The 11,838-nt window shown below is 37.7% G+C and carries 16 protein-coding genes; 8 read left to right on the forward strand and 8 right to left on the reverse strand.

The features are described 5' to 3' along the window. Positions 1-497: 497 nt before the first annotated feature. Genes CRT24_RS00295 through CRT24_RS00310 form a run of 4 tightly spaced genes read right to left on the reverse strand, consistent with a single transcriptional unit; the run spans position 498 to position 2,778 of the window. Positions 498-1,181, reverse strand: coding sequence for a pseudouridine synthase (locus tag CRT24_RS00295; RefSeq protein ID WP_099369267.1), 684 nt, complete (start codon positions 1,179-1,181; stop codon positions 498-500). After that, complete coding sequence (locus tag CRT24_RS00300; RefSeq protein WP_099369268.1) at positions 1,181-1,549, reverse strand: DUF4359 domain-containing protein; 369 nt, start codon at positions 1,547-1,549, stop codon at positions 1,181-1,183. Before CRT24_RS00300 ends, CRT24_RS00295 begins: the two co-directional genes overlap by 1 nt. A gap of 33 nt (positions 1,550-1,582) precedes the next feature. Further along, positions 1,583-2,062 (reverse strand): DUF4112 domain-containing protein, encoded by a 480-nt coding sequence (locus CRT24_RS00305; RefSeq protein ID WP_099369269.1) that lies wholly within the window; start codon positions 2,060-2,062, stop codon positions 1,583-1,585. Positions 2,063-2,064: 2 nt separating this feature from the next. Next, a complete protein-coding gene (locus tag CRT24_RS00310; RefSeq protein WP_099369270.1) occupies positions 2,065-2,778 on the reverse strand; it encodes an SIMPL domain-containing protein in 714 nt (237 codons plus the stop codon). A gap of 159 nt (positions 2,779-2,937) precedes the next feature. Between CRT24_RS00310 and CRT24_RS00315 the strand changes: the two genes are divergently transcribed. Beyond that, the gene (locus tag CRT24_RS00315; protein ID WP_093100014.1) at positions 2,938-3,129 is read left to right on the forward strand and encodes a cold-shock protein; all 192 of its coding nucleotides are present in this window, start codon (positions 2,938-2,940) and stop codon (positions 3,127-3,129) included. 68 nt (positions 3,130-3,197) lie between these two features. Here the strand turns inward: CRT24_RS00315 and recO are convergent, their stop codons facing one another. Continuing rightward, a complete protein-coding gene (gene recO, locus CRT24_RS00320; RefSeq protein WP_099369271.1) occupies positions 3,198-3,917 on the reverse strand; it encodes a DNA repair protein RecO in 720 nt (239 codons plus the stop codon). Further along, a complete protein-coding gene (locus CRT24_RS20565; protein WP_138089354.1) occupies positions 3,917-4,156 on the reverse strand; it encodes a signal peptidase in 240 nt (79 codons plus the stop codon). Before CRT24_RS20565 ends, recO begins: the two co-directional genes overlap by 1 nt. A gap of 204 nt (positions 4,157-4,360) precedes the next feature. Between CRT24_RS20565 and rpmB the strand changes: the two genes are divergently transcribed. The 7 genes from rpmB to CRT24_RS00355 all read left to right on the forward strand — a co-directional run bounded on the left by rpmB (position 4,361) and on the right by CRT24_RS00355 (position 9,801). Further along, entirely contained in the window at positions 4,361-4,594 is a 234-nt protein-coding gene (gene rpmB / locus CRT24_RS00325; protein ID WP_099369272.1) for a 50S ribosomal protein L28, read from the forward strand. 75 nt (positions 4,595-4,669) lie between these two features. Beyond that, positions 4,670-4,852 (forward strand): 50S ribosomal protein L33, encoded by a 183-nt coding sequence (gene rpmG, locus CRT24_RS00330; protein ID WP_002998409.1) that lies wholly within the window; start codon positions 4,670-4,672, stop codon positions 4,850-4,852. A gap of 44 nt (positions 4,853-4,896) precedes the next feature. Further along, complete coding sequence (locus tag CRT24_RS00335; protein ID WP_099369273.1) at positions 4,897-5,058, forward strand: DUF4295 domain-containing protein; 162 nt, start codon at positions 4,897-4,899, stop codon at positions 5,056-5,058. A gap of 144 nt (positions 5,059-5,202) precedes the next feature. Continuing rightward, the gene (gene ftsY / locus CRT24_RS00340; RefSeq protein ID WP_099369274.1) at positions 5,203-6,165 is read left to right on the forward strand and encodes a signal recognition particle-docking protein FtsY; all 963 of its coding nucleotides are present in this window, start codon (positions 5,203-5,205) and stop codon (positions 6,163-6,165) included. Between the two features lie 13 nt (positions 6,166-6,178). Continuing rightward, positions 6,179-7,513, forward strand: coding sequence for a 30S ribosomal protein S12 methylthiotransferase RimO (gene rimO, locus CRT24_RS00345; RefSeq protein WP_099369275.1), 1,335 nt, complete (start codon positions 6,179-6,181; stop codon positions 7,511-7,513). A gap of 94 nt (positions 7,514-7,607) precedes the next feature. Continuing rightward, positions 7,608-9,197, forward strand: coding sequence for a bacillithiol biosynthesis cysteine-adding enzyme BshC (gene bshC, locus CRT24_RS00350; protein ID WP_099369276.1), 1,590 nt, complete (start codon positions 7,608-7,610; stop codon positions 9,195-9,197). A gap of 1 nt (position 9,198) precedes the next feature. Continuing rightward, positions 9,199-9,801, forward strand: coding sequence for a Crp/Fnr family transcriptional regulator (locus tag CRT24_RS00355; protein WP_218962547.1), 603 nt, complete (start codon positions 9,199-9,201; stop codon positions 9,799-9,801). Positions 9,802-9,815: 14 nt separating this feature from the next. On the opposite strand, the gene ctlX is transcribed toward CRT24_RS00355, so the two are convergent. Further along, on the reverse strand, positions 9,816-10,730 hold the full coding sequence (ctlX, locus tag CRT24_RS00360; RefSeq protein WP_099369277.1) for a citrulline utilization hydrolase CtlX: 915 nt from the start codon (positions 10,728-10,730) through the stop codon (positions 9,816-9,818). Then, positions 10,730-11,644, reverse strand: a complete 915-nt coding sequence (locus tag CRT24_RS00365; protein ID WP_099369278.1) for a dimethylarginine dimethylaminohydrolase family protein — start codon at positions 11,642-11,644, stop codon at positions 10,730-10,732. Before CRT24_RS00365 ends, ctlX begins: the two co-directional genes overlap by 1 nt. Between the last annotated feature and the right edge of the window lie 194 nt (positions 11,645-11,838).

Genomic DNA, 11,838 nt, shown 5'->3' on the forward strand with positions numbered 1-11,838 from the left:
AACCCTACAGGGTTTAATGCCGTTGTAAAATCTTTTCTATAATAGTTCCGACCCTCTGGGGCGGCATGGCGTGATATGTCTTTTGAGTGGCTGGTGGGGACACCAGCCACGGCAGAGGGTTATGACCTGCGCCAGCGTCTGGGATTTCTATTGATTTTACACCGGGGGCTTCGGCTCCGCTCAGCCACCGTCGTCTACAGATGATGTATCGTTGGGGTTAGGCTGCCGGGGGCTTCGGCTCCGCTCGGCCACCGTCGTCCACTGATGATGTATCGGTGGGTTAGGCTGCCGGGGGCTTCGGCTCCGCTCAGCCACCGTCGTCTACAGATGATGTATCGTTGGGGTTAGGCTGCCGGGGGCTTCGGCTCCGCTCGGCCACCGTCGTCCACTGATGATGTATCGGTGGGTTAGGCTGACGGGGGCTTCGGCTCCGCTCGGCCACTGGCGTCTACTGTCTTATGTCTTGAGTCTTATGTCTACTGTCTACCGTCTACCGTCTACTGTCTTATCCCCAAAATCTCCAATGCTCTGGTGAATTCGGACAGTAGATTTGCTTGGATGTGTATATTTTCTTGTGTTCTGGGGTGTTGAAATTCAATGGATTTGGCGTGGAGCAACATGGTATCATGTTGGAATGTTTCTTTCCAGAGTTTATTTTGTTTGTTGCAGCCATGGGGCCTATCCCCTATTATTGGATGGAAGATATGGGCAAAGTGCCTTCTAATCTGATGCATTCTTCCTGTTTGTGGCTTTGCTAGTACCAAGGAGTACCTGGATGTTGGGAACTTGCCGAAAGGTAAGTCTATTTCAGAAAGAGAAATTGTTTGATAATGTGTTAGTGCCTCTTGGAGGGTGCCATTATCTTTTTTTAAGGGGTAATCTATAGTTCCTTCCGGATCTGTATGTCCACGGAGTACAGCAAGGTATTCCTTCTTGATTTTATTTAAGGAAAAAGCCGTCTGAATCAGGCTGTCCATTTCCTTGTTTAAGGAAAACAGCAAAACTCCTCCGGTTTTTCTGTCGAGGCGGTGAGCTGGATACACTGTTTTTCCGATTTGATCTCTCAGGATCTGTAATGCAAATTCTGAAGTATCAGCAGCAATTGATGATCGATGAACCAATAGCCCATGGGGTTTATTAACAGCAATTAGTTCGTCATCTTGGTAGATAATTTCCAGCATTATTGGTTTTTTAATGCGTCCATAAACATACCTGCTTTTTCATCGATCTTGTCACTGATCCAAACTTGGCCAAAAGCCCCTCCTCCTATTACCACTTCTTCACTGTTCCAATTGATTTTAGTTAATGAAAAAAGGTAATAGTTATCTGTATGTGTATAGTTATTGACGAATTCTTTAACGACTTGATCTCCAAAAAGCATCATTCCGAAATCTACAGCATCTTTATGTTTGTAGTCAAGTTGATTTTTCAGTATTTCTTTAGCTTTCAGGGTTAATTTATCGTTTATTTTTTCCTTAGACGGATTAGTGAATACCGCTGTTAACATAATAACGATTCCCAACAATGCAAATATTCTTGTTTTGCTCATGGCTACAAAATTATGTTATTTTATTAACAACCATTAAAATATTAATCCCATTAACCAAACAGTCAATGCATACATGGCATAAATAAACAGAACGATGAGAATGAAAAGTACCAATCCTAATGTTATGAGTATTCTTTTTGCACTGCCCTGATGTTTGTTGTCGTAATAATGTTCTTTCAATAGTTTGATGTTCTTCTCATTCGCCTTGTTGAAGAAGTCAAAAACGTTACCGAATAGCGGTATTGATCCTATTAATGCGTCCCAAGTAACGTTAAGCAACATTTTTACGGCTACTTTGCTACTTGCGCCATTTCGATACATGACAGAAACAAGTACCAAAGAGATTATAAAAGTTGCGATTTGACCACCAAAAGGTATAAAATTTAGGATTGGGTCTAATCCAAATCTGAAGTTTCCAATGCGGAAACGACTATCCATTAATACAGATAGTCGTTTAACCCATTGAAAATCTTTATCTATTTTTTCTAAATTATAGGTAGATCTATTTTCCATTTTTATTTGAGCTCGAATACAGCGTCTATATTGCAAGTAAGTTTTATCGGACGAACCTCAAGGTCTAGACCGTTATTGGCAGAATCCATTTCTGCATTGCTTGCTTTCATTGCATACATGCGCGGTTGTGGAGCGATTTCATTCCAGTTAAAGCTGCTGTTATCATTTATTAAAATCACTTTTCCTACGTTTTCTGCATCAGCGGCAGCTAAAATCTCTGCATTTGTTCTAGCATCCCTAACGGCCAATGTTTTAAGTTCTTTTTCTATTTCACGTTTTTGTGAATGGTCATAACCTGAGATATTGGTGCTTTGTAATCCCCTAGCATCTACTTCTTCAAGCATGGTGTTTAATTTCTTAAGGTCGGCAACTTTGATTCTATATTGCCTAGCTTGAAGTAACTCGTTGTTTTTCTTTTTATCGGCTACGTTGTAGCTATAGATGTTTTGAACTGTAAAGTCTTCTTTTTTTACACCGTTTTTCATTGCTGCATCGAAAAGTTGTTTTTCCAATTGATCAATTGCTACTTTCTTTTTGGTATTACCATCTTGGTAATATTCTTTCAGAGAAATAGATAAATAGACGATGTCTGGCGTAATTTCTTTTTCAGCATAACCACGAGTTGCTACTCGCCTAGTGTTTTCCATATTATTAGTTTGTGCGTTTACTGCAGTAAGCATTCCGAAGAGTGCAATAAGTGTTAAAAATTTTTTCATGTCTCTTTAAATTAAAATGTTGTTGACAAAAACCTTTCCAATTTCTGCGTTTTAAAAAATAGACTCTTAATAATTGAAAATGTTTATTACATTTAACGATTAAATTTAATTGGTATTCAAAAAATAATGATACCTTTAGAAAAAACAATAGTAATTATTATGCAAGAAGGAGTAGTAAAATTCTTTAATGAAGCCAAAGGTTTCGGCTTCATCATTCCAAATTCTGGCGAGAGTGAAATCTTCGTTCACGTTTCTGGATTAGTTGACAAGGTTCGTGAAAACGACCATGTTTCTTACGAAGTACAACAAGGTCGTAAGGGACTAAACGCGGTAAATGTAAAACTTATCTAATAATTAGATTCAATATATTTATTGTGGAAACCCGTTGGAATACAAACTCCAATGGGTTTTTTCATGCCTTAATTTCCAAAAATTTCTTCTAGGATGTAAAGGGAATTTACTTCTCCAAAATTCTCTGTATGGAGCCGATAATAATCGACAATTTTTTGCAATAAATATGATCGATCTTCTCTTGTAAGCTTAATCTTGTTACAATTTGTGAAACTACTTTGCAATATTTCCCGGAAGCATGAACTATAAGGTTCTTGCAAAACATGAACATGGCCCGGAAGGCTGTTTGTGAATTGGCCTTCGATCAGATCAAAATAAGGTAAATTACTTATTATGGGCTTAAAGCCTAGGTAGTGGGTTAGTTTGGCAAGAAATACAAGGTGATAGTTTGCTAACCCGTCGTTTGCCTCATCCAGCCAAATAATTGCATTTTCTAAGAATTGAAATAGTTGTGGTTCAGGGTGCTGATGTCGCAGTACTTTGTACAGTACTTCGTTCAAGAACATAGCTATTGAACTTTTAACGATATCTAAGGGTATTGTTTTTAAAGGAGGAAATTGTTGAGCTTCTTTTATTCGTTGCAGGTTGTTGTTTTCCTTGTTGTATACCACCAGCTCCAGCAAATGGAAAGGCTGCAACATATTATTTCCGATTTTTGCTTTTGGTTTTCGCGCTCCATTGATTAAATAGGATTGCAATCCCAATGATTCCGTATAGATCTGGGCGACCACGCTACTTTCGGAATAGTTGGTCACTTTGAGTGTAATTCCTTTTGTTTGTTGCAGCATTAATTGTTCTGCTTTTTATTGGATTTACGGTGATCAATTATGGTGTTTCTATCAATTTTACGGAACATTCGATAAATCAAAGTAATAAATCCATATCCAAAGGATAATACACCAGCGATCAATAGGATTTTGTACCAGAGGTTATCGGTGAGGTCCGATTTCATGAGATTTATGCCATAATACAGGCATAATATACCGACTACTGTAAAGGCCGTTCCCCTAATTAAATATTTGTTCATTGTGAATTGTTGAAAACTATTGTTGTCTTCCTTTTAAAATATAATGCAAAATACAGTAATTTTGTTGACTTTAGACTCCTTTCCACGAATATTTTAAAATAATTCGAGAATTAATGTTGTATTTCCGAAAAGAAATATAGATATTTGCACACTCGTTTCTAAGGGACGATAATTGAATAAGAACAACATTAAAAATCGAATATCATGTCAAGAATTTGTGATTTAACAGGCAAGACGGCATTAAAAGGAAATAACGTATCACACTCGAACGTTAAAACTAAGCGTAAATTTTATCCTAATTTACAGACTAAGCGTTTTTATCTTCCAGAAGAAGATCGTTGGATTACTTTAAAAGTATCTACATCAGCGATTAAAACGATCAACAAGAACGGTATTACAGCCTCTATCGAGAAATTTATTAAAAAAGGTCACATTTAATAGATAGTAGCCTGTTATATCAACAGAAAACAGAATCATGAAATTCACCCGTGAGGGTATAAATAAAGTAAGGCAATGGCAAAAAAAGGAAATAGAGTACAAGTTATCTTAGAATGTACTGAGCACAAAGAAAGTGGTCTTCCAGGAATGTCTCGTTACATTACCACAAAGAACAAAAAGAACACTACTGAGCGTTTGGAGTTGAAAAAATTCAACCCTGTATTGAGAAAAGTAACAGTTCACAAAGAAATTAAGTAATTAACGTATTGGATTTTAAGGATCCATATTAAAAATAGTATACCATGGCAAAGAAAGCAGTTGCATCATTACAAAAAGGTGGTGGTAAAGAGTTTACAAAAGTTGTTATCACTACAAAATCTGCAAAAACTGGCGCTTATACTTTCAAAGAAAGTATGGTACACAACGACAAGGTAAAAGAGGTTGTTGCTGGGGCTTCTAAATAAGCAGTTAGATATTCCTTTTTTTAAAGTTTTTCTTTAAAAATCTTATAATTAGCCGTTTTGGGTGTACCAAAAGGGCTTTTTTAGTATTCTCTATTTCAGTATCTTTGATACTGTTCAGAATCCATTATCTATAACATATCCATCATGGGATTATTTGATTTTTTTAAAAAGAAGCAAGAAACACCTGAAGCTCAAGAGGCTTTGGACAAAGGTTTAGAAAAGACCAAAGAAGGTTTTTTCAGCAAGATTACTAAAGCAGTTGTAGGGAAGTCTACCATTGATGATGAGGTGTTGGATAATCTGGAAGAAGTATTGGTCACTTCAGATGTTGGGGTTACAACAACCCTGAAGATCGTGGACCGTATCCAAAAACGCGCTGCTCAAGACAAATATGTTACTACTGATGACTTGAACCGCCTCCTAAAAGATGAGATTCAAGGATTATTGGCAGAAAATAACAGCAACGATTTTGAATCTTTTGAATATGGAAATCAAAAACCATACGTGATTATGGTCGTTGGAGTCAATGGCGTTGGTAAAACAACCACTATTGGAAAGCTTGCGCATCAATTAAAAGAAGCTGGCAACAAGGTTGTGTTGGGTGCTGCGGATACGTTTAGAGCTGCTGCGGTAGATCAAATCCAATTGTGGGGTGATCGGGTAGGAGTACGTGTTGTTGCCCAACCGATGGGATCAGACCCTGCTTCAGTTGCATTTGACACCGTTAAATCTGCAGTAGCAAATGGAGATGACGTAGCGATAATTGATACAGCAGGACGATTGCACAATAAAGTAGGCTTAATGAATGAGCTTACCAAGATCAAGAATGTGATGCAAAAGGTAATTCCTGATGCTCCACACGAAATTCTATTGGTTTTGGATGCTTCAACTGGCCAAAATGCAATCGAGCAAGCGACACAATTTACCCAAGCAACTGATGTGAACGCCCTGGCGTTGACAAAATTAGATGGTACTGCCAAAGGTGGCGTCGTGATCGGAATCTCAGATCAGTTTAAAATTCCTGTTAAATATATTGGAGTGGGAGAGAAGATCGGTGATTTGCAATTATTTAACAAAAAAGACTTTGTAGACTCGCTATTTAAGTAGGCTACAACATAATATGAAAACGAAACAATCAAAAATTGCTCCCAGTGTAGCAAAACCACGTGTGAACGTGGTGACCTTGGGTTGCTCTAAAAATATACACGATAGTGAAGTTCTGATGGGCCAGTTAAAAGGCAATCAGATGGAAGTTGTGCATGAAGCAAGCAATATTCAGGCGAATGACATTGTCGTAATTAATACCTGTGGGTTTATTGACAATGCTAAGCAAGAGTCCATTGATACTATTCTACAATTTTCAGAACTGAAAGATCAGGGAAAAGTTAATAAAGTAATCGTTACGGGCTGTTTATCGGAGCGGTATAAGCCAGAATTGCAATCTGAAATCCCTAGTGTTGATGCATTTTTCGGTACAAATGATCTTCCTGAATTATTATCGACCATAGGAGCTGATTACCGACTTGAATTATTAGGGGAGCGTTTGCTGACTACGCCTTCACATTTTTCTTATTTTAAAATTGCTGAGGGTTGTAACCGTCCATGTTCATTCTGTGCGATTCCTTTGATGCGTGGTAAACATGTGTCAAAATCGATTGATGACCTGGTCAAAGAAGCTAAATTTTTGGCTTCCAATGGCACGAAAGAATTGATTTTAATTGCTCAGGATCTAACCTATTACGGATTGGACATTTATGGCAAGCGTAATTTATCTGATCTTTTGAGACATCTTTCTGATGTTGAAGGGATTGATTGGATCCGTTTACAATATGCATACCCATCCGGTTTTCCGATGGATATCTTAGACGCCATGAATGAGCGTTCCAATATCTGTAATTACTTGGATATGCCCCTACAGCATATTTCTGACTCGATGTTGAAGTCTATGCGTAGAGGAACTACCAAACAAAAACAGATTGATTTAGTAAACCAAATTCGTGATAAAGTTCCTGATATTGCATTAAGAACGACTCTTATTTGCGGTTACCCCGGTGAAACGGAGCAGGATTTTCAGGAGATGTTGGAATGGGTTGAAGAGACAAGATTTGACCGTTTAGGGTGTTTTACTTATTCACATGAGGAGAAAACTCATGCTTATGATTTGAATGACGATGTTCCTGAGGAAGTTAAGCAGGATCGTGTAGATCAAATCATGGAGGTTCAACAAGGCATTTCGTATGACATCAACCAAGAAAAAGTTGGAAAGACCTTTAAAGTTTTGGTGGATAGGGTAGATGGCGATTATTTTATCGGCAGAACAGAATTTGACTCACCAGAAGTTGATAATGAAGTTGTATTGGAAGCCAAGAATAATTACGCAAGAATCGGAGACTTCGTTCAGGTAAAAGTAGACCGAGCTGAGGACTTTGATTTATACGGCAATATTGTCAAATAACTATAACAATTGTGGTGAGTAGTCGTGCTTTTTTTAAATTTTTGTATTTTGTATACTGATTGCGTATACATTTGTAAAAGTTTAAAAACGGTAAATGAAAGCCACATATATTGATTATAACGACACTAACAGTTTTTCCAAGACCTTAATAGCTTATCTCGGCCAAAATGAAGCATTAGCTCCATTTTATGGCAATAAGCCTGATTACAATGGTTTTGGGGAACAGATGAGTAAGAAGAAGAATTTTGCTCATCGAGAGCTGTTGACACAAGTATTAAGTGATCAATATGCGGATCTATTGGACACTTCGCCCGAAGTGGCTCAGAACATTATCCGATTAAAGGACGAAAACACTTATACGGTCACCACTGGCCATCAATTAAATATCTTCACAGGTCCCTTATATTTTATCTTCAAAATAGTTACTGCAATCAAATTGGCACAAGATCTCAAGGAAAAATTTCCTGACAAAGAATTTGTCCCTGTTTATTGGATGGCTACTGAGGATCATGACTTTGAGGAAATTAACCACACCCGCGTATTTGGCAAGAAGATTTCATGGGAAGTGGACAAACACGCGGCAACCGGAAGGATAAGCACGGACACGATTCGTGAAACTGTAAAGACCTATTGCAATACCTTTGGTTTATCTGAAAACGCCACAGAACTCACTAAATTGGTTGAGGAGGCGTATTTAAAAGGCAGAAGCTTGGCAGATGCAACCAGGGTCTTTGTCAATTCGTTATTCAAACAATATGGCTTAATTATATTGGATGCTGACCGTAAAGAGCTGAAGAAGGTTTTTGCTACGATAATGGAGGAGGATATTTTGAAAGAAAAAAGCTTTAAGGCCATTGAGCAAACTTCGGCTCAATTACTTGAAGCTGGATTTTCGACTCAAGTGCATGCTCGTGAGATCAATTTCTTTTATCTTACTGACGAATTCAGGGAGCGAATTGTTCATCTTGAAGATGGAAGGTTTAAGGTTTTGCACCAGGATTTGTTTTTTACTGAAGCAGAGCTCAAAAAAGAAATTCAGTCACATCCTGAGCGATTCAGCCCTAATGTGGTGATGAGGCCTATGTACGAAGAGGTGATATTGCCCAACCTTGCTTATATCGGTGGAGGAGCAGAAATCGTTTATTGGCTGCAATTAAAAGCCAATTTTGATCAGTATAAGGTTCAATTTCCAATTTTGATTCCTCGAAATTCCGCCATGATTACAGATGATCAAATGGCAGGTAAAATATTTAGACTGGACTTTACCTTCAAGAGTATTTTTAAACCTTCAGAAACGTTAAAGAAAGATTACGTCAAACGGATTACGAAACACCGACTGAACTTGCATGATGAATGGATGGAGTTTAACTCTATCTTTGGTAAGATAAAATTAAGGGCCCATAAAATAGACCCCAGTCTTGGCCCTAGTACCGATGCCGTAAAAGCAAGGTTAAAGAAGGCTGTAAACAATCTCGAGAAAAAATTGCTCAAGGCCGAGAAAAGAAATCATGAAGATGCCTTGATTCAAATTGATAGGATAAAAGAAAAGCTGTTTCCAAAAGGGGCTTTGAAGGAACGGACCGAGAATTTTGCGGAATTATACCTGAAACATGGCCCTGAATTGATCCCAGATTTGGTAAAAAGCTTTAATCCATTGGATTTCAAATTCACTATACTTTATTAATATGGACATGAAAGACCTGATAGGCAGTAATTTCTATAAGTATTATACCGAGAAAGCTTTATTGGATGACTGTGATTTTGAGAAGTTGCTTCCCTATTTTGAGTTTCGTGAATTGTCTCACAATCAATTGATCTTACGTGCTGGCGAGGTATGTAAGCATTTTCTTTTTGTGGACGAGGGATTATTACAATTTGTTTCGCTTGATGAAAAGGGTGTTGAACATATCCTGCAATTTGCGCCTGAGAACTGGCTGATGGCCGATCGTTCCAGCATGTATTTTGACGAGCCATCTCTATATTATATCAAAGCCATAGAGCCTAGTAAAGTTGTTTTTTTGCATCCAAACTTCTTTTCAGAAGCTGCAAAATTGAGATTTGAGTTTTCCTTGTTTACAGAGAAGTCATTACAGCGAAGCATCTATTATCTTCAGCGCAGGATCAATTCCCTGCTAGCAATGACTGCCAAAGAGCGGTATTTAGAATTTATTAAGCTGTACCCAAATCTATTGTTACGGGTGCCTCAGTGGATGATTGCTTCGTATTTAGGTATTACTCCTGAAAGCTTGAGCCGGGTAAGGCGGGAGATTGCAAAAGATAGTTTTTAATAGCGGAGGTTTTCTTAATTGAAAACCTCAGCCATCATACATCTTGCGCTGCCACCACCGTATTTCTCAATACTGAATAATGGCGCATGGATTATTTTGCCATGTTGCTCTAATTGCTCTTTTTGTTCATCTTCTAAAGCCTCAAATGCTTGAGAGCTCATGCAGATAATGGGATCGCCCTCAATATTCTTGACCTCGAGAATATTTCCTGCAAAATGATTCATCTGATCTTCCGTAATGACAATGATATCTTTTCCGGTAGCCAATAATTTTGACTTTACAAGTTCTCTTTCTTCTTCAGTTCTTATAACCTCCAAACAGATCAAGCTGAAGTTCGTTCCTATCGACATCATGACGTTGGTATGGTAGATGGGGTAGAAAAGGTCTCCTAATGTTTGTGTTGCATGAAACACTACCGGTTCATAGCCTTGGTCTTCGCAGAAGATATGAAACAACTCCTCATTTGCTCTATCTGACAAAGAGCAATAAGCAATTTTATTTACCCGATCCAAGATCATTGAACCAGTTCCCTCTAAGAATTTATTGTTTTCTTCCCAAGCGGTATAATCTTGTGTTTTTTCAAAATGGATCCCGTTCATGTCCAATTTGCCCAAATAATTGAGTAAACGTTCATTTCTTCTGTTTTCGGCAAACATGGGATAAATGATCGCCTTATTATGATGGAATGATATTACATTGTTAGGGAAAATACTATCTGGGGTATCTAATCTTCCTGGATCTTGGACAACAACGACCTTTATCCCTGCGGCTTTTAGGATATTCACAAAGTTGTCGAATTCAGTTACCGCGAGATCTGCCAATCTATCGGTTCTTTCGTTTTCTGCTTGAAAAAAATTGTTCACAGCAGTTTCTTCATTCCTTCTAAAATAGAAGGGTCTCACCATGAGGACTGTATTGGTCGTTTGCATTATTTTCTTATTAGGGGTAAAGTAGAACAACGAAGTAAGCCTTCTTGTTTTCCGATTTCATGGTAAGGGATTTCCTCAACAATTATATTTTGCTCTCGCAGCCAATTGTTCAGCCGAGTAAAGTTCTTTTCACTAACTACTACATTTGGGGATATGGAGAAAACATTGGAGAACATTTCATACATCTCATCCGCTGAGATTTGAAATAAGTTGTTTTCACCAAAAAGGTCTTTTAGAAAATCAACGTCTTCTTTTTTTCTGAATCCTCCTGGAAATATGATCGCTTTTTCTTCGCCAACAGGTTGAAAACAACAGTCCAGGTGCAAGGCATTTGCTCTTGGGTTTGTCATAGACTTGATTAGATCAAAATCTTTGACAATTTTATTCGGGAACTTTTCTTTAATAAATTCTACACCGGCTTTATTGGTCCTTGCGGTATTTATTTGAGAATAGTCTTCTCCGGAATAAGTTCCAATAAAAATATATTCTTTCCATAGGATTACATCTCCACCTTCCATATGTATATGTTCAGGAGCTGTAATTACTTTTTGGGGGTCGATTTGATCAATGATGTAAAGAATTGCTTCCCATTCTTTTGCTCTATCGGGGAGGATATTGGATTTGATGAAATAGTCGTCGATTACGAATCCTATATCTCTGGTAAATATCTGGTTCAGGTTTTCTATGGTTTCAGGGCGGTAAACTTCCACACCATATCTGTTTAACACATCTTTGAACGCTGTTAGTTCGAATACCATATCTGATTCACTGGGATATGTTCCTGCAAGGATGTGTTCTAATGATTTTGGGTCATAGGCTTCTTCGGCAGTAGGAGTGGAGCCATTGCTATTTGCTATTCCTAATATGACGGCAGACAGGCGGTTGGTTTCATTCCTAACGTTTAATTTAAGCATACATTTATAAATTGATTCAGGCCTAAATTAGCAAAGATTCCTATTTTAAATATAATGATAAAAATTATTGTAAATATTTAATATTAAGTCCTTTAATGCTAAAATAAAGGTATCAAAGATTGGTAGTTTAATGCAGAAAATTAAATGTTTTGGGGGATTTATTGCCGTTTTTTTAATACCTAGGTCAAATTGTT

Origin of the sequence: Sphingobacterium sp. 1.A.5, assembly GCF_002734235.1 — a bacterium.
GTDB classification, from domain to species: domain Bacteria; phylum Bacteroidota; class Bacteroidia; order Sphingobacteriales; family Sphingobacteriaceae; genus Sphingobacterium; species Sphingobacterium daejeonense.